Here is a 16,227-nt window from a genome sequence, read left to right as displayed (position 1 = left end):
GTTGATTTAAATTAACTATTTGCGCGATGAAATTTGCTAAATTTACGCCAAAGGAAGCAAAATGACGCAAGAAAAATTTATAGAGCAAGTTAGCACAATGGCAAAGTTTTTAAGCATAAATTGCAAGGATAATCATCCAAGCGCTTTTAAAAACGAAATAAATTTAAATCTTGCATACAAAGGCGAAAACCTCAACTTTAATGTTTCCACCTCGCTTTGCAAAGAGTGCGAGGAGTTGTTTTACTATGCTCATGAACGCCTTGGCGAGTGTCCGCACGAAGTAAAGCCAAGCTGTAGAAAGTGTCCGCATCCTTGCTACGAAAAAAGCAGATGGAAGCAGATGGCAAAGATAATGAGATATAGCGGCATGAAGCTTGGTCTTACTAAAATTAAAAATATGTTTGGATTCAGAACAAACAATGAGCACTAAAGAGTGTCAAATTGGCTGAATTAACAACTAGTTCCATCACTAAAGAGTAAAAAACTAAAGCTAAACAATCAATAGCTTAAAAGATACTCTAAATTTACTACAAAAGTACTTTTAAGAACTTTTTGCCAACATTATCACAATATTTATTAAAAATAATAGTATATTCAAGAGATCAGATATTTCAATTTACAAATAAAAAATATTCAAAAATGCAACTTTATATTTTTGTATAATTTTGTCCATGAACTAAAAGCCTTTATAAAAGCCTACTCTCCTATTATAGATTTGGTTTTAATTCATTTTTTCTTAGAATTGCAAAGCATTCTGCTTGTATTATTATTTAAAACAGTTATTATATCCAAAAAACTTTTTTAAATTTATTACTAAATTTGACTAATCTTTTAAATAAATTTGTATAAATGCTTTTAAATTTTGATCCTCTGTTTGCATAAATTGCCGCAAAAACCTCTTCAAGCTGGGCTCTTTCTTTTTGTGTTAATCTATCCATCTAAATTTCCTATCAATTTTCTTATTTTTTTAACTACATACACGACATCTTCATCATCAAGCTCGCAAAGAAGCTGACACACTGCAATAGCGGCTTGAGGCTTTGAAATTCCAAGCTTCCAATCCTGATAAGTTCTCATTGACACTCCAAGGCGTTTTGCCATTTGGGCTTGTGAAATTTTCTTACCCATATTTTTTGATTCGACAGCATTGTGCAACAAATTAAAAATATCACTTATCTCTACCATTGTGTAATTATACAGTTTATATTATTAAATATACATAAATTATTATAATATAATGAAAATAATTTGTATAAAATCTATTTTATATTGTAGTTTATATGTTATTCATACTATTATATACATTATTTCGTATAAATTTATTTAAATATATACAAATTTGATAAATCTAATATCCAAAAGACAATACTTTCCTTATTAATTAAAATATGAGTATATAAGGCTAAAGTTATCTAAATAAAATCTTTTAATTTAAATACTTGACAATATCTAACTCAATATTGTATAATGCTTCTAGCAATTAAAATAAAAGAGTGCTAATATGATAAAAACCAGCAAGAGAGATTTGATACTGCAATCTATCATAAAAGCTTATTTGAATGACAATTCACCAATTGGTTCAAGTGAGCTTTGCTCTCGTATGTCAGTAGCAATTCCAGCTTCGACTATTAGGGTTTATTTTAAAAAACTATCAGATGAAGGAGCCATCACACAGCTTCATATAAGTGGAGGAAGGATACCTACCGCCTCAACTATGAACGCATATTGGCAAACTCATCTTAGCTTTGACAAAGAGCTTGAAATTTCAGATGAGTATTTTTTGAAAGAACTCGCCAGAGATTTTGAGATTTATTGTATGATTTACGGCAATAAGTATCAAATTTTAGAAGAAATTTTGAACTTAAACGATAGATTTTTAGTTTTAAATTTTAGTAGTGATGAGATTGCTATTAAATTTGATCGTAGAGTCGAGAAATTTTTAAACAATCTTTTAGGAATTAGCTTGGATAGACTTGAGGAGATAGCGTCTCAAGTAGGATTAAACGAGCTTAAAAACAGAATCAAAGAGTTAAAGAGGACGAAAATTTATTTTCAGGAAAATGAAAAAATAGCCTTTAGTATGTTTAAAGACGAGAGATTTAAAATGATATTAGATCCCGGCTTTGAGCGGTTAATGGGCTCAAATTTAGCGTTTTCTCCGCTTTTTGACGACGGATATATCGGTATCAAGCAGGACGTAAAATATCTTGGCGATGAGGCTAAGATGATTTGTGCGGGAAGCGTTTATACGGATTATGAGAAATTTTTCAACTATATAAAGGATGCGGCATGAGTGAAGAGATAAAAGCACAAGATCTAATACCTGATGAAGGTAGCGATGAGAGCATTAGCTTTGGTGATGATAATCTAAAAAATCTTGAGCTTCAAAAGCAAATTGATGAGCTAACGGATAAGTATTACAGAGCCAATGCTGATTTTGAAAATATCAAAAAACGCTTTGAAAAAGAAAAAGTTGATCTAGTAAATTATGCTAACGAAAAATTTGCAAGAGATCTTTTGCCGGTGATTGACGCGCTGGAAATGGCGGCGAATTTCAACCCGGAAGGCGATGAATTTGCAGCCAAAATCAAAGAGGGCATCAATATCACTATAGACCAGTTTAAAAAATGCTTTGAAAAGCACGGCGTAACCGCTATTAGCACGGACGGCGAATTTGATCCGAATGTGCACAATGCCATGATGAGAGTTGAAAGCGATGCTCACGAAAGCGGTGCGATCGTACAAGTGATACAAAAAGGCTACCTTATAAACGGTAGAATTTTGCGTCCCGCAATGGTTTCTGTGGCTAAGTGATTTGGCTTAGTGTTAAAGATTAATTCTTAGTTGAAAAACGAGTTAAATTTAAGCTAAAGTTGCGCTAAATTTTAAAAATAGCGAAATTATAAAATAAAATTGAAATAAAAATCTAAAATAAAGGAAAAACAATGGGAAAAGTTATAGGAATAGACCTTGGTACGACAAACTCTTGCGTAAGTGTCTATGAAAGAGGTGAGAGCAAGGTTATACAGAACAAAGAGGGCAAAAACACAACTCCTTCTGTTGTAGCGTTTACAGATAAAGGAGAAGTTTTAGTAGGCGACAGTGCAAAACGTCAAGCTGTTACAAATCCGGAAAAGACCATCTACTCTATAAAAAGAATTATGGGTCTTATGAGTAACGAAGATGCAGCAAAAGAGGCTAAAACTCGCTTGCCATACCATGTAGTGGATAGAAACGGCGCTTGCGCTATCGAGATAGCCGGCAAGGTATATACTCCGCAAGAAATTTCGGCTAAAGTCTTAATGAAGCTAAAAGAAGATGCCGAAGCGTATCTTGGAGAGAGTGTTGTAGATGCGGTTATAACAGTACCTGCTTACTTTAACGACAGTCAAAGAAAAGCAACAAAAGAAGCAGGCACGATAGCGGGACTAAACGTGCTTCGTATCATAAACGAGCCTACGGCAGCCGCTCTTGCATACGGGCTTGACAAAAAAGAGGCTGAAAAAATAGTAGTTTATGACCTTGGTGGCGGTACTTTTGACGTAACGGTTCTTGAAACAGGCGATAACGTAGTAGAAGTTCTTTCGACAGGCGGTAATGCGTTCTTGGGAGGTGATGACTTTGATAATCGCTTGATAGATTGGTTGGCTGATGAGTTCAAAAAAGAAAACGGAATCGATCTAAAAGGCGATGTAATGGCGCTTCAAAGACTAAAAGAAGCTGCAGAAAACGCCAAAAAAGAGCTTAGCTCCGCTCAAGAAACAGAGATAAATTTACCATTTATCACGGCTGACGCGACAGGTCCTAAGCACCTTGTAAAAAAGCTTACAAGAGCAAAATTTGAAAGCATGATCGATGATCTTGTAGGAGAAACGATTAACAAGATTAACGAGGTTGTAAAAGAGGCGGGATTAAACAAATCCGAAGTAAAAGAGATCGTTATGGTTGGTGGTTCTACACGCGTGCCGTTAGTTCAAGAAGAGGTTAAAAAGGCTTTCGGCAAAGAGCTAAATAAATCCGTAAATCCTGATGAAGTGGTTGCCATAGGTGCGGCGATACAAGGTGCGGTTATCAAAGGCGACGTAAAAGACGTATTGCTTCTTGACGTTACTCCGCTAAGCCTTGGTATCGAAACACTTGGCGGCGTGATGACAAAAATTATAGAAAAAGGCACAACTATACCTGTTAAGAAAAACCAAGTGTTCTCAACAGCCGAAGATAATCAAAGTGCGGTTACCATACACGTGCTTCAAGGCGAGAGAGAATTTGGAAGAGATAATAAATCTCTTGGGCAATTCAACCTTGAAGGCATCCCGCCTGCACCTCGCGGAGTGCCTCAAATAGAGGTTGAATTCGATATTGACGCAAACGGAATTTTAACTGTTTCAGCTAAAGATAAGGCAACAGGTAAAGCTCAAAACATCACGATTTCAGGCTCAAGCGGATTAAGTGATGACGAGATAAACAAGATGGTAAAAGACGCAGAGCTTCATAAAGAAGATGATAAAAAACGCAAAGAGGCGGTTGAGGCAAGAAATCAAGCCGATTCACTAGCTCACCAAACAGAAAAGAGCCTAAACGAGCTTGGAGATAAAATTTCAAGCGAAGATAGAGCAAATATCGAAAGCGCTTTGAATTCATTAAAAGAGACTCTAAAAGATGAAAACGCAAGCAAAGAGCAGATAGACGCTAAGGTAAAGGCGCTTAGCGAAGCAAGCCACAAGCTAGCAGAAGCGATGTATAAAAAAGATAACGCGCAAGCCAGCGAGCAAAGCGGCGAAGCAAACAAGAAAAAGGATGACGACGTAATCGACGCCGAAGTCGAATAATATAGAAATTTAAGGGGTGGTTTCGCCCCTTAAATTTATCTCAACTCATACAAACTACAAATTCTTTTAAATAAGTTTTACATCGATTAAGTAAAAGTCAATCAATAAAAAATCTAGCAATACTCATCTGGCTAATCTTACCCTCACAAGCAACGGACTCATTTCCAAGATCATTTCATTATAAGCTTTTTCTTAAGCCTGTTGCAAATTGCGCTTACTCTCGCCATATAAAAATCATCAGACCTATCTCGCAGAGAAAATTATTACGCACGGCATACTATGCAAAACCTATACGCTTTTATAATCAGAATTTTATAGATGATATGAAGCAGAAATTTAAAAAAATAGAGAGTTTAAACCCTCTATTTAAATTTTATCCAAGTAGCCTTGCAACTTGATTTTGTAAATTTGAAGTATTGTGAATTTGAGCAAATATAGAAGCGTTAAGCTTGATAGTGTTTGAATTCAAAGAGCCGATGTTTTTTGCTAAATCATCGTTTAATAAATTAGCTTCGCTTGCTCTTAGCGCGGTGTTTTTAGCTAAGCCTGTGTTTATGCTTGAAAAAATTCCGTTTTGAGTAGAGCCTATCTCGGAGCGAAGAGAGTTGATCGAAGATATAAAATCAACCACACTTTGCTGATCGTTTATATCCAAATTCTTTAAATTCACACTCGATAAATTCACGCTTGCGGTTTTATCTCCCGTAAAAAAGCTCAAATTTTCAGAAAATATATTTTTACCGTTAAAGCTAGCTTGCGCGATACTATCTTGCATAGATTGCGTAAGAGCATTTGCCTCGCGAGTTAGCATATTTCTTTGATCTTGATTTAGTATGGGGCTATTCATTTTAACGGATAGTTCATTTATCCTATCGGCACTTTTGGTTATGTTTTCAAGCGTAGAATCAGCTATCTGAAGTATCGCGATAGCGTCGTTTGCATTAGATATGCCCTGCTCTAAAGCCGAACTTTGGCTTCTTAAATTATCCGCTATAATCAAATTCGAACTATCCTCGCCGCTTATAGCACGATTTGCCGCTATGTTGTTTAGAGCTTTTTGAGTCGCGTTTTTTGCTTGATCCAGATACTGATTTTGAGTGCTTGCAAAATTATTTCCAAGTTTCATATAAATCTCCTATTTTTTTACTCATTATACAGATAGGCTCATAAATTTCTTATAAACCAATGCCCGTTAGCTCGTTATATCTAATTTCAACCGATCGCTTATGCGCAGTTAATCCCTCAGCCTCCGCAAGCTTCATGCAAGCTTGCCCGAGCTCCGTGATGCCTTTTGCACTAACGGATATGATAGAGCTTTTTTTGATAAAATTTTCAACACCCAGAGGCGAGTAAAATCTAGCGCTTCCTCCTGTCGGTAAAGTATGGTTTGGTCCTGCAAGATAATCACCCATAGCCTCAGGCGTAAAGTGCCCTATAAATATAGCGCCCGCATGCCTTATATCAGCCATAATCTCCATAGCGTCGTTTGTGGCTATCTCAAGATGCTCAACCGCCAGTTCGTTCATCAACTCAACGCACTCTTTTATATCGCGAGCTACGATAATCGCGCTTTTATTCTCTATGCTGGCTCTTGCGATTGATTCTCGTTGCAAGCTTTTTAGCTCCTCGTTTATACACCTTTGAACCTGCGCGGCAAAAGCCTGGTTTGGAGTTATCAAAAACGCACTGGCAAGCTCATCATGCTCAGCTTGACTTAGCATATCTATAGCTATATGGCGAGGATTTGCACTCTCATCGGCTATCACCCCTATCTCACTAGGTCCTGCTATCATGTCGATATTTACCTCACCATAAACAAGCTTTTTAGCAGTGGCTACATAGATATTTCCGGGGCCCGTTATCACATCTACTTTTTTTATCAAATTCGTTCCATACGCCATAGCGGCAATAGCGCTCGCTCCGCCTACTTTATAAGCCTCTTTGATGCCACAAATATGCATCGCTGCCAAAAGCAGCTTATTTACCTTGCCTTCAACGGCAGGAGTGCACACGACTATCTGCTTAACTCCTGCAACGATAGCAGGTATAGCGTTCATAAGAAGCGAGCTTGGATACGCCGCCTTTCCGCCAGGTATATAAAGCCCCGCTCTATCTACTGGCGTATATTTAGCCCCCAAAAGAACTCCTTGATCGTCCTTTTGTGTCCATGTTTGAGGAAGGCTTTTTTCATGATAAGCCTTAATGCGATCATAGGCTAAATTCAAAGCGTGTCTTAATGAATCATCTATTCCGTCATAGGCTCTTTGCATATCGACAGGATCTATTTTAAAATCCGCTTCATTTGGCTTCCAACGATCAAATTTGCCAACCTGTTCAAAAAGAGCCGCATCGCCATTTTTTTTCACATCGTTTAAAATTTCCAAAACAACGGGAGTTACGCTTCCCATATCCATATCCGAGCGATTTACCAGCCGTTTAAAGCTATCTTTAAAACTCTCATCGCTTGTAAGTAAAAATTTCATCTTATCACCTTTTATTTATCTTTCTTTCATATCTAAGCTTTTGGCTGATATTGCCCAAAATTCCGCCCTGATGGATATATAAAATCTCGTTTTCAAATTTATTCAAATTTGAAAAAAGAGTTATAAGCCCCACAGGATCGTATATGAGATCAAATTCTATCTTTGTCTCTTTTAAAATTTCTTGCCAAATTTCATAAAGCTCAAATTTCAAATCTCCGAAGTGATACTTCTTTGGCGGATTTAAAATTTCAACCTTTGAATTCAAATCAAGAGCCGAAATTTGCTCCCTTAAATACTCTTCATTCCCCACGCAAGGACAGGTTAGCACTCTAAATTTAGTGTGCTTTGCAAGATAAGCCGCACTCGTTCCGGTTCCTGATGGCAAAAATATATCAACCGTTTTGTCGCTACCGCCGGCCCAGCTTTCTATCTCTCTAGCTTGAGTTATAAAACCCGCTTCAGCCTCGGGCTGCGCCACGCCTTCATTTATAAAAAGCGCTTCTTCGTCGCTTGCAAGCTCTTTTGCTTTAGCCTCTCTATCTTCATCTATAAAAAGCTTCATGCCGTTTTGCAAGGCGAATTTGAAATTTCCGATCGGATTTTCTCTCAAATTTGAGCTTAGATGAGATACTACGTAACAAAACTCAAGCCCTTTCATCTTGGCAAAAACGCTTAAGCTATACATCGCATTTGACTGGCTTGAGCCGTGGCTTACTACTCTTTTAACGCCGTTTAGGTTTGAATTTAAAAAATACTCAAGCTTTCTGGCTTTATTGCCGTTAAATTCGCCTCCGATAAGATCATCCCTAAGTAGATAAAAGCTAAGATTTCTAAATTTGATAGGCTCAATATTTTTTATTTTGTCCCTCCAAAAACTCTTCGATCTCTCTCATGGCTTCTTTATCCGAGATTGAAATCTTAATCTCAATCCGCCTTGAAGCCTCGGCATCTTCCTTGCCGTCTTTCATGATAAGATCGCTAAAACTACGCCCGCTAGCTATAAGATACTCTTCTAATCTCTTATCGCTATTCCAAGAGTATATAAACTCAAGCACCTCATAAGCGCGCTTTTGCGACAGATCAAGGTTATACAGATAACTTCCTACCGAGTCGGTGTGCCCTTCGATTACTATCTTATCGATATGCTTGCGAATTTCATCGCTATTTAAAACAGCCTCGAAGTAACTCTGCAAGATCTCTTTAAGCTTCTCTTTTGACTCCTCTTTAAGAGTGTGCGAGCCAACATCAAAGAGTATCGAATTTGGCAGCGCAACAACTCCGGAAGCAGGATCGATATGAACCTTATCACCAAGCTTAGAGCGTAAATTCGAGATGACGTTTGAGTGCAAAAGTCCTAAATTTTTAATCTGCGTTTTAGTATCATTGTAATCTTTTTCAAGATTTTCATATCTCAATCCTTGAGCCTCAAGACTTGCCAAAAGCTCGCTTACTTGACGCTCCTTTTCGCTAAGACTTATTATAAGTTCTTTAACCTGCAGATCCAAATTTTCAATCGTCTTATTTGCATCATCAAGCTTATGCGCATAAGCTGAAGTGATATTTTCAAGACGCGATTTTTCATCTCTTATCGTGCGCAAGCGCTCGTTTATAAGCTCGTTTATCTCTGCCAATTCTTGGTTTTCAAGCTTTGCGGTGTTTAAATTCGAAAAGATATTTTGTATAAGAGCCTCTTTGTTTCTAAGCTCTTTTTGAGCTATAGTAAGATTTTGCTCTTGGGATTTTAAATTTACTTGAAGGCGCGCTATATCACTTTGCGTAAGGACGTATTTGACGACTACCGCACCGATTATCAGCATAAAGACAAACATGAGCCCGGCCATCAAATCGGCATAAGATATCCAAAATGTCTGATCGGAATTGTGTCTTTTATCTTCTATCTTCATCTAATATGCTTGTTTTTTCTATGCTTTCAAGGATTTCACTAGCCTCTTCGTCAAGTTTCATAATGTCTTTTCTAAGCTCGCTAATAAGCGTACTGTTATCCTCGTATGCCAAGCTAGCTTCATCGTCAAAAGCCGTTTTAAAAGCCTGCACTCCGTCTATCAAAGAGTCCTTAAAGCCGTCCATAGCTTGCTTTTGCTTTTCTAAAATTTCATTGCTAAATATATGAAGCGAATTATTAAAGCTCATAACTCCGCTTTGAATTTCGCTCACGCTTCGTTCAAGACGTGAAATTTGATCGCCGCCGACTTCATAAAGTCTGTTGTATTGCTCTGAAAATTTTATCTGCATATCTTTGATGTTGCGATTAAATTGATTGATAACGTTTAAAATTTCGCTATGAATTTTAACCAAATCCCTTTGCTCTTTTGTCGTCTTTAGTAGCATATTCATCGTTTGCTTTACGCTTTCGCTGCTAAGCTTAACCGCATTTTCTTCGGCCTTTAAAATGTCGGTAAAAATTTGAAATTTCTTGTTTATAGCTCTATCAAGCTCGGTAAAAAACTCCTGATTGCTCACATGCTCAAAGATAACTCCAATCTTTTCAAAGTGCGTTAAGCTCTGCTGCAAATAGCGTTTATCGATCTCTTCCTTGCTCCAGAAAAAATCACTAGTGGCGTTTTTTTGGCGTCTAACGAGAGTTTCAAATTTACTCATCCCGTATCGCTCAAAAAATATCCACCAAAGTGCAAGAAAAATTCCGTAAATAGAAACGTAAAACGCAGTCGCAACGCCGCTTAGAAGGATAGAAATTTCCTTTTCAAGACCGACTGTGTTTGATGAGTTAAACTCGGGCATCGAGATAGCTATACTTATAAAAGTTCCTAAAATTCCAAGCATAGGGAAAATTCCCGCTCCAACCGAAGCGAAATTTTCATTTCTTAAATTTCTTGTATAGTAAGTTACAAAATCATCAAAGCTGGCATTTGACTTGGTATCTTTGCCTATCACTAAAAGATGCTTGATGATGTATTCTTTGAGACTTCGCTTGAAGTCAGCCCCGCTTTGCTCAAAATAGCAGCAAGCAAGCTCGGCGCTATGTTTAGCAAAGATTAACGCAACGACAAGTATAACACCCATCATAATGACGGTGTGAAGTCCGATATCGAAATTTATCTTTTTAAAATAACCAAGAAGCGCTACTACATAGATAAGAACGGGTACAAAAACTATCTTAAGATAGACAAAAGACGCTCTCCTGCCCTTGGTTTCAGGGATAGCCAAGTCGGCAAATGCGTTATTTTTGACATCCATACTTAAGCCTAGTTTCTATTTAAGCAGTTTAGATCCTCAAAGGCTACCATCAAACGATTAACCATACTCTCTTCGCCGCATCTTAACCATTTGCGCGGATCATAGTATTTTTTATTCGGCTTATCTTCGCCTTCAGGATTTCCGATCTGTCCTTGCAGATAGGCTCTATGCTCCAGCTCATATCCTCTTACTCCATCCCAAAACGCCCACTGCGTATCGGTGTCGATATTCATCTTGACAACTCCGTAGCTAACGGCATCTTTGATGTCTTTTAGCTCGCTTCCGCTTCCGCCGTGAAAGACGAAATTTACGGGATTTTTGCAAGAAGTATTAAATTTATTAGCGACATACTCTTGAGAATTTTTTAAAATTTCAGGTCTTAGCACTACATTTCCGGGTTTATAAACCCCATGTACGTTGCCAAAACTAGCCGCTATACTAAATCTATCGCTTATCTTGCTAAGCCTTTCATAGGCAAGAGCCACATCTTCAGGCTGGGTATAAAGAAGCGCGTTATCAACTCCCGTGTTATCCACGCCGTCCTCTTCTCCTCCCGTTACGCCAAGCTCTATCTCAAGGCTGATACCCAGCTCGCTAAGCTCGGCAAGATACTTTTCGCAAGTGCTTATGTTATCTTCCAAGCTCTCTTCGCTAAGATCAAGCATGTGAGAGCTAAAAAGCGGAGTTGAGTGAAATTTCTTATAATCGCGACTAAATTTGATAAGCTCGTCTATCCAAGGAAGCAGCTTTCTAGCCGCATGATCGGTATGAAGGATTACAGGCACTCCGTAAGCTTTAGCCAGCATATGCACATGCGAAGCTCCGGCTACTGCACCCAGTACCGCAGCGTTTTGGCAGGCTTTGCCCGCATAAAACGCCGCTCCTCCGTTTGAAAACTGAATAATAACGGGTGAGTTAGCCTTCTTCGCCGATTCTAATACGGCATTTACAGAGTCGCTTCCTACAACATTTACGGCAGGGATCGCAAATCCCTCTTGCTTGGCATAGTTATAGAGTTTATTTACATCATCGCCTACCAAAACTCCCGGCTTTACTATATCTAAAACACCCATTTTACACCTCTTATTTATATTCTATTTTTGCTTTAGAGCGAAGAGCGTCGCCTCTTTTTCTCATCTCGTCTCTAAATTTTTCCATCTTTAAGCCGGCTTCAATCTGTCCTTTTGCCTCATTTAAAGGAACCGCTCCTGCAACTTTGCTATCTTCTTTTAAGATTACATGGTAGCCAAATTGCGATTGAACAGGTTTTGTTGTGATTTCGCCTTTTTTAAGTGCAAATGCCGCATCGGCAAATGGTTTAACCATTTGAGATTGACCAAACCAGCCAAGCTCTCCACCGTTAGCGCCCGAGCCTTGGTCGATTGATTTTGATTTTGCAAGCTCCATAAATTTAGCCACAAGAGCGTCGCCTTTTAGATTTTTTAGTTGAGCTATTATCTCGTTTGCAGCCTTCTCGTCAGCTACTAGGATATGTTTAGCTTTAGCTTGAGCAGGGATTGAAAACTGATCTTTATTTTTATCGTAAAATGCTTTTATATCAGCTTCGCTTACTTTGATATCATCATAAATTTTCTTCATCCATATATCAAGCATAATAGCGTCTTTTGCCTCTTCAAGAGCCTCTTTAAACTGCGCTTCTTTCTCTACGCCGCTTTTTTTAGCCTCTTTTGCAAGAAGTTTTCTGCTGATAGTCTCGTCTATAACTTTTCTTTGAGTATCCGCAGGAAGTTGTTGCAAATGCACGCCGGGCATTGCGCCAAGAGTTATAGCCACATCCTTATCCTCGATATTCATACCGTCAACAGTTGCATAAACTGCTGCGTTTAGACTTACGGCCGCAGCCAAACTTAAAGCCCCGAATAAAACTTTATTCATCATGCTTATTCCTTTTTAAAAAATTTGTTTAAAATTATAGCAAGAAAGTAATTAATGTTAGGTTATAATTTATTAAAAATTTTTACTAAAAGGACTTAAAGTAGCCCGATATGAGAACAAAAAAAGATATAAAAGCGATCAAAGAGCAGTTTTTACTCCATTTTAAAGATGCAAGAAGCGAGCTTAAATTTAACAACCTTTACGAGCTTTTGGTGTGCGTTATGCTATCTGCTCAATGCACGGATAAGCGAGTAAATTTAATAACGCCTGAGCTTTTTAAAAGCTATCCGGATATAAAAAGTATGGCAAACGCGAACTTGGCAAGCGTTAAAATGCTCATACAAAGCTGTAGTTTTTTTAATAACAAAGCCCAAAATTTAATCAAAATGGCAAAAAGCGTAATGGAGAATTTTGGCGGTGAAATTCCGCTTAGCGAAGAAGAACTGGTAAGCTTAGCGGGTGTCGGACAAAAGACGGCTCACGTAGTTCTTATCGAGCACAACGGAGCAAATTTAATGGCCGTAGATACGCACGTATTTCGCGTATCTCATAGACTAGGTTTAAGCAAAGCCAAAACACCCGAAGGAGTTGAGATGGATCTAACAAAAGCTTTTAAAACAGACTTAAACACGCTTCATCAAGCAATGGTGCTTTTTGGCAGATATACCTGTAAGGCGATTAAGCCAAATTGCGACGAATGCTTTTTAAACGACCTTTGCAAGAGCAAAGATAAGATAATTTAGCTTAAATTTAATTGTCTTGCAAATTTTAAAATAGCTACGGCATATAATGCTTAAAATACCGTAGCTAGGTTATTAAAGATTATTGAAAACGAGCGATTATATTTCTTACTACCTTATCCATCATCTGGACAGACTCTATCTCGCAGTGCTCATTTACCGAGTGAGGCGAGTGGATGTTCGGTCCGATAGAGCAAGCTTCAAGCCCGGGCTGTTTGCTTACTAAAATTCCGCATTCAAGCCCTGCGTGAACGGCCGAAAATTTAGCTTCCGGCTTAAATTTCTTAAGCTCTTCAAGCACCACTTCGCTAAATTCGCTAATAGACGGGCTCCAGTTAGCCGAACGATCTCTTACACTAACGTCAAATCCAAGAGCATCAGCTAATGTCTTAGTCTCAAAACCTACGATATCAAGCCCTTCTCTAGTCATAGCTCTTCCGAAGAAGTCAAATTCCACCAAGCCGTCTTTTTGCTTGACGGTTGAGAGATTTATGCTGTTATTTACCATATTTAGCTCGACATTATAGCTTCTTACGCCTTGCGGGAATGAGTTGATAAGGGCTAAAATTTTACCACTGTGAGCCAGAACCTCGGCACTATCTTCATTAAGAGCGACTACTTCTACAAGGCTATCTGATTTTAGCTCTTGCGCGCAAAGCACCTTACATCTTGCATTTGCAGGTATTGAGTTGCTTCTTTCACCAAAGTCAAGGCTGATCAGCTCACAACCGTTTTCGGCTAAAAATTTGCCGATTATCTTTATGGAGCTTGGGATGTTTTTATGAATTTCATTACCAGAATGACCGCCAGGAAGCCCCGTAACGCTTACTTCATAAACTTTTCCGCTTTTTTTAACTTTTTCATCGCTTACCTTTGCGCTTACGTTTATACCGCCAGCACAACCTAATGTCACACGATCATCCTCTTCGCTGTCTAAATTTAACAAATTTGGAGCGATAATCTTACCCTTAAATCCGTTTGCGCCTACAAGCCCAACCTCTTCATCATTTGTAAACAGACACTCTAAATTCGCAAACTCTCTCATTGCACCCATCATCATGGCTACGCCTATGCCGTTATCTGCGCCTAAAGTTGAGTTTTTAGCTCTTAAAATCCCATTTTCTTCGATAAGCTCTAGCTTTGGAGCAGCACCCACGCAAACCATATCATAGTGGCTTTGAAGGCAAATTTTAGGATTTCCCTTGTGAGCGTGTATATTTCCAAGCTCGTCCACATCTACATTAAAGCCTTGAGATTTGGCAAATTCGACCAAGAATTCTCTCATCTGTTCCGTCTCATAGCTACAGTGAGGAATTTCGCAAAGCTTTTTAAAGTCGCTCATAACGTCATTTTTTTGCATTTCTACTCCTTTAAGTTGTTTATTATCTTACCTTTATAGCCTGTGGTTGCTACCGCGTCTAAGAGTTGTTGCTCGCTTATATCTTTAAGCGTCTTAACAACTGCCGTCTTATCGCGCAAACTAGCCTTTACTTCTTTTACGCCATCTACTTTTAATAGCGCTTTTCTAACCATAGCCGTACAAAGCGGACAGTGCATCTCCTCAACCAAAATAACAATTTTTTGATCGGCAAACGCAAAAGCGCAAAGCAAGATAAGAGCGATAAATTTACGCATAGATAGCTCCCAAAACTTCAGGATATGATAGCAAAATAAACACAAAAACAGCTAAAAAAACGTATATCAAAAGCCATTTTTTGCCTGTTTTTTTAAGCGAGCAACTTCTATCTTTTTTAAAAAAATAAAATATAGAAAGAGCCAAGCAAACAAGGGCAAGAATACTTAAAATCCCTCTAAATTCGCTTAGCTGCTCGGTAAAACCAAAAAGAGTAAATGCAGATCCAAATATCAAAAAAACAAGTGCCGGCAAGCAACAAAGTGTAGCCGCAAAGGCACTTATTATCGAAGCGATGGCTAAAAATACACTTCTCAAGCTTTTAACTCTTGTGCGGTATAGTCGTAGCTAAATTCTTTTGGCGAATAATAATTTGCCGTATTTCCGTCAGTTTCCGCATACGGATAGCCGAAGTTATTTAGCGGGATTTGCTCAGGCTCTGGTTTTAAGATGAAGTCGCGTCCGTAGTTAAAGCCTACCCAGCACATCTCCCAGTTACCAAAGAGATATTCGCGAATTTTGCTTAGCTTCTCATCGTCATTGCTTAGCTTTTCGCCCAGACGCACTTTAGTAACATCGGCAGGATCTACGGGTATCCAACCATATCCTTTAAGATAAAATTCCGCTCTACAATGCTGTCCGCCTGAAATTTTAGCAAGTCCGTTTTCATCCGCCTTGCCCATCTCGTTTGAAAATCTGCTTTGACCGACTCTTATGCCAAAGAGCTCTCTAGCAGGTATCCCAACTGCTCTACAAAGCCCAACAAAAACGGAGTTTATATCGGTGCATTTGCCCACGAGCTTTCCGCTTTCAAGTATCGCTTTTACATCTCCTAGACCGCATCCTATGACGCTGTTATCCCGCTGCATGGTGTTTGCAACCCAAGTGTATATCGCTCTTGCCTTTTCAAGATCGCCCTTTATGCCTTTTACGATCTCTTCGGCTTTTTGCTTTACTATGCCTGTATTTGGGATTTGTTTAGTAGGTTTTAAGAAAAACTCAACTTCAGGGCTAAGTTTTTCGTTTTCGTTGAAATTTACCTTGCTAAAATCGGTATTTCTCTCCTGTGTTTGCACTCGAAATTTAAGCTCTAAATTCGCATCTTTTTCATCTTCGTTAAATCCCGCATAAAGCGTAGGTATCACAAGATCTGAGATATAGTGTTCTTTTGCGTTTGTCGATACATCATAGTTGCTTACAAGTTGCTGATATTCGTTACCGACAAGAAGCGGAACCCAAAGCCTGCTAAGCTTGCCCTGCTCTTTTAAACTATGCTTAAAGCTCACGTCAAAAACTCTATTTTTGTTAGGCGTCTTAATCGCCTCACTATTAGCTAAAACAACATTAGGCGCAAAACTAGCCGCACCGACAACCGCACTAAATTTGAAAAAATCACGTCTTTGCATGAAAATGCCTTGTATAAATATAGT

18 protein-coding genes are annotated in these 16,227 nt (G+C 38.5%); 5 read left to right on the top strand and 13 right to left on the bottom strand.

Annotation, left to right across the window (positions count from 1 at the left end; translation table 11 throughout):
• The first annotated feature begins 61 nt into the window (after nucleotides 1-61).
• The gene (locus CDOM16188_RS01535; RefSeq protein WP_172197696.1) at nucleotides 62-430 is read left to right on the top strand and encodes a nitrous oxide-stimulated promoter family protein; all 369 of its coding nucleotides are present in this window, start codon (nucleotides 62-64) and stop codon (nucleotides 428-430) included.
• A 352-nt stretch (nucleotides 431-782) separates the two neighbouring features.
• Here CDOM16188_RS01535 and CDOM16188_RS01530 read toward each other — a convergent pair whose 3' ends face one another.
• Both CDOM16188_RS01530 and CDOM16188_RS01525 read right to left on the bottom strand, forming a co-directional pair.
• Nucleotides 783-938, bottom strand: coding sequence for a hypothetical protein (locus tag CDOM16188_RS01530; protein WP_172197693.1), 156 nt, complete (start codon nucleotides 936-938; stop codon nucleotides 783-785).
• The gene (locus CDOM16188_RS01525) at nucleotides 931-1,185 is read right to left on the bottom strand and encodes a DNA-binding transcriptional regulator (protein ID WP_169942380.1); all 255 of its coding nucleotides are present in this window, start codon (nucleotides 1,183-1,185) and stop codon (nucleotides 931-933) included. The genes CDOM16188_RS01530 and CDOM16188_RS01525 overlap by 8 nt, the downstream gene beginning before the upstream one ends.
• Before the next feature lie 316 nt (nucleotides 1,186-1,501).
• Between CDOM16188_RS01525 and CDOM16188_RS01520 the strand changes: the two genes are divergently transcribed.
• The 3 genes from CDOM16188_RS01520 (at nucleotide 1,502) to dnaK (ending at nucleotide 4,829) form a co-directional block, all read left to right on the top strand.
• Complete coding sequence (locus tag CDOM16188_RS01520; RefSeq protein ID WP_172197690.1) at nucleotides 1,502-2,293, top strand: HrcA family transcriptional regulator; 792 nt, start codon at nucleotides 1,502-1,504, stop codon at nucleotides 2,291-2,293.
• Nucleotides 2,290-2,814, top strand: coding sequence for a nucleotide exchange factor GrpE (grpE, locus tag CDOM16188_RS01515; RefSeq protein ID WP_169942376.1), 525 nt, complete (start codon nucleotides 2,290-2,292; stop codon nucleotides 2,812-2,814). The genes CDOM16188_RS01520 and grpE overlap by 4 nt, the downstream gene beginning before the upstream one ends.
• 131 nt (nucleotides 2,815-2,945) lie before the next feature.
• On the top strand, nucleotides 2,946-4,829 hold the full coding sequence (dnaK, locus tag CDOM16188_RS01510) for a molecular chaperone DnaK (protein WP_172197687.1): 1,884 nt from the start codon (nucleotides 2,946-2,948) through the stop codon (nucleotides 4,827-4,829).
• Nucleotides 4,830-5,202: 373 nt separating this feature from the next.
• On the opposite strand, the gene CDOM16188_RS01505 is transcribed toward dnaK, so the two are convergent.
• Genes CDOM16188_RS01505 through CDOM16188_RS01475 form a run of 7 tightly spaced genes read right to left on the bottom strand, consistent with a single transcriptional unit; the run spans nucleotide 5,203 to nucleotide 12,424 of the window.
• A complete protein-coding gene (locus tag CDOM16188_RS01505) occupies nucleotides 5,203-5,955 on the bottom strand; it encodes a flagellin (RefSeq protein WP_172197684.1) in 753 nt (250 codons plus the stop codon).
• 49 nt (nucleotides 5,956-6,004) lie between these two features.
• Nucleotides 6,005-7,312, bottom strand: coding sequence for a histidinol dehydrogenase (gene hisD, locus CDOM16188_RS01500; protein WP_172197682.1), 1,308 nt, complete (start codon nucleotides 7,310-7,312; stop codon nucleotides 6,005-6,007).
• Nucleotides 7,313-7,316: 4 nt separating this feature from the next.
• Nucleotides 7,317-8,162, bottom strand: a complete 846-nt coding sequence (locus tag CDOM16188_RS01495) for a pyridoxal-phosphate dependent enzyme (RefSeq protein ID WP_172197968.1) — start codon at nucleotides 8,160-8,162, stop codon at nucleotides 7,317-7,319.
• Entirely contained in the window at nucleotides 8,158-9,216 is a 1,059-nt protein-coding gene (locus CDOM16188_RS01490; RefSeq protein ID WP_172197679.1) for an OmpA family protein, read from the bottom strand. Before CDOM16188_RS01490 ends, CDOM16188_RS01495 begins: the two co-directional genes overlap by 5 nt.
• Nucleotides 9,200-10,528, bottom strand: a complete 1,329-nt coding sequence (locus CDOM16188_RS01485) for a MotA/TolQ/ExbB proton channel family protein (RefSeq protein WP_172197676.1) — start codon at nucleotides 10,526-10,528, stop codon at nucleotides 9,200-9,202. The genes CDOM16188_RS01490 and CDOM16188_RS01485 overlap by 17 nt, the downstream gene beginning before the upstream one ends.
• Nucleotides 10,529-10,536: 8 nt before the next feature.
• Nucleotides 10,537-11,601: a class II fructose-bisphosphate aldolase gene (gene fbaA / locus CDOM16188_RS01480; protein ID WP_169942362.1), complete on the bottom strand. Its 1,065-nt coding sequence runs from the start codon at nucleotides 11,599-11,601 to the stop codon at nucleotides 10,537-10,539.
• Nucleotides 11,602-11,611: 10 nt separating this feature from the next.
• Complete coding sequence (locus CDOM16188_RS01475; RefSeq protein WP_172197965.1) at nucleotides 11,612-12,424, bottom strand: peptidyl-prolyl cis-trans isomerase; 813 nt, start codon at nucleotides 12,422-12,424, stop codon at nucleotides 11,612-11,614.
• 110 nt (nucleotides 12,425-12,534) lie between these two features.
• Between CDOM16188_RS01475 and nth the strand changes: the two genes are divergently transcribed.
• Complete coding sequence (gene nth / locus CDOM16188_RS01470; protein ID WP_172197673.1) at nucleotides 12,535-13,167, top strand: endonuclease III; 633 nt, start codon at nucleotides 12,535-12,537, stop codon at nucleotides 13,165-13,167.
• 79 nt (nucleotides 13,168-13,246) lie between these two features.
• On the opposite strand, the gene CDOM16188_RS01465 is transcribed toward nth, so the two are convergent.
• Genes CDOM16188_RS01465 through CDOM16188_RS01450 form a run of 4 tightly spaced genes read right to left on the bottom strand, consistent with a single transcriptional unit; the run spans nucleotide 13,247 to nucleotide 16,203 of the window.
• Nucleotides 13,247-14,524 (bottom strand): M20/M25/M40 family metallo-hydrolase, encoded by a 1,278-nt coding sequence (locus CDOM16188_RS01465; protein ID WP_172197670.1) that lies wholly within the window; start codon nucleotides 14,522-14,524, stop codon nucleotides 13,247-13,249.
• A gap of 2 nt (nucleotides 14,525-14,526) precedes the next feature.
• Nucleotides 14,527-14,799, bottom strand: a complete 273-nt coding sequence (locus CDOM16188_RS01460) for a heavy-metal-associated domain-containing protein (RefSeq protein ID WP_172197667.1) — start codon at nucleotides 14,797-14,799, stop codon at nucleotides 14,527-14,529.
• Complete coding sequence (locus tag CDOM16188_RS01455) at nucleotides 14,792-15,115, bottom strand: aryl sulfotransferase (RefSeq protein ID WP_172197664.1); 324 nt, start codon at nucleotides 15,113-15,115, stop codon at nucleotides 14,792-14,794. Before CDOM16188_RS01455 ends, CDOM16188_RS01460 begins: the two co-directional genes overlap by 8 nt.
• Nucleotides 15,112-16,203: a transglutaminase domain-containing protein gene (locus tag CDOM16188_RS01450; RefSeq protein ID WP_172197661.1), complete on the bottom strand. Its 1,092-nt coding sequence runs from the start codon at nucleotides 16,201-16,203 to the stop codon at nucleotides 15,112-15,114. Before CDOM16188_RS01450 ends, CDOM16188_RS01455 begins: the two co-directional genes overlap by 4 nt.
• Nucleotides 16,204-16,227: the final 24 nt, after the last annotated feature.

Origin of the sequence: Campylobacter sp. RM16188, assembly GCF_012978795.1 — a bacterium.
GTDB classification, from domain to species: Bacteria; Campylobacterota; Campylobacteria; order Campylobacterales; family Campylobacteraceae; genus Campylobacter_A; species Campylobacter_A canis.
This window is presented reverse-complemented; position numbering and strand designations above follow the sequence as displayed.

What these genes read in the sequence shown, in the direction of transcription:
- CDOM16188_RS01485 (WP_172197676.1), bottom strand. Translation starts at nt 10,528, where the DNA reads ATGGATGTCAAAAATAACGCATTTGCCGACTTGGCTATCCCTGAAACC.
- CDOM16188_RS01535 (WP_172197696.1), top strand. Translation starts at nt 62, where the DNA reads ATGACGCAAGAAAAATTTATAGAGCAAGTTAGCACAATGGCAAAGTTT.
- CDOM16188_RS01475 (WP_172197965.1), bottom strand. Translation starts at nt 12,424, where the DNA reads ATGAATAAAGTTTTATTCGGGGCTTTAAGTTTGGCTGCGGCCGTAAGT.
- nth (WP_172197673.1), top strand. Translation starts at nt 12,535, where the DNA reads ATGAGAACAAAAAAAGATATAAAAGCGATCAAAGAGCAGTTTTTACTC.
- CDOM16188_RS01525 (WP_169942380.1), bottom strand. Translation starts at nt 1,185, where the DNA reads ATGGTAGAGATAAGTGATATTTTTAATTTGTTGCACAATGCTGTCGAA.
- CDOM16188_RS01530 (WP_172197693.1), bottom strand. Translation starts at nt 938, where the DNA reads ATGGATAGATTAACACAAAAAGAAAGAGCCCAGCTTGAAGAGGTTTTT.
- hisD (WP_172197682.1), bottom strand. Translation starts at nt 7,312, where the DNA reads ATGAAATTTTTACTTACAAGCGATGAGAGTTTTAAAGATAGCTTTAAA.
- dnaK (WP_172197687.1), top strand. Translation starts at nt 2,946, where the DNA reads ATGGGAAAAGTTATAGGAATAGACCTTGGTACGACAAACTCTTGCGTA.
- CDOM16188_RS01520 (WP_172197690.1), top strand. Translation starts at nt 1,502, where the DNA reads ATGATAAAAACCAGCAAGAGAGATTTGATACTGCAATCTATCATAAAA.
- fbaA (WP_169942362.1), bottom strand. Translation starts at nt 11,601, where the DNA reads ATGGGTGTTTTAGATATAGTAAAGCCGGGAGTTTTGGTAGGCGATGAT.
- CDOM16188_RS01505 (WP_172197684.1), bottom strand. Translation starts at nt 5,955, where the DNA reads ATGAAACTTGGAAATAATTTTGCAAGCACTCAAAATCAGTATCTGGAT.
- CDOM16188_RS01460 (WP_172197667.1), bottom strand. Translation starts at nt 14,799, where the DNA reads ATGCGTAAATTTATCGCTCTTATCTTGCTTTGCGCTTTTGCGTTTGCC.
- CDOM16188_RS01490 (WP_172197679.1), bottom strand. Translation starts at nt 9,216, where the DNA reads ATGAAGATAGAAGATAAAAGACACAATTCCGATCAGACATTTTGGATA.
- CDOM16188_RS01450 (WP_172197661.1), bottom strand. Translation starts at nt 16,203, where the DNA reads ATGCAAAGACGTGATTTTTTCAAATTTAGTGCGGTTGTCGGTGCGGCT.
- CDOM16188_RS01465 (WP_172197670.1), bottom strand. Translation starts at nt 14,524, where the DNA reads ATGCAAAAAAATGACGTTATGAGCGACTTTAAAAAGCTTTGCGAAATT.
- grpE (WP_169942376.1), top strand. Translation starts at nt 2,290, where the DNA reads ATGAGTGAAGAGATAAAAGCACAAGATCTAATACCTGATGAAGGTAGC.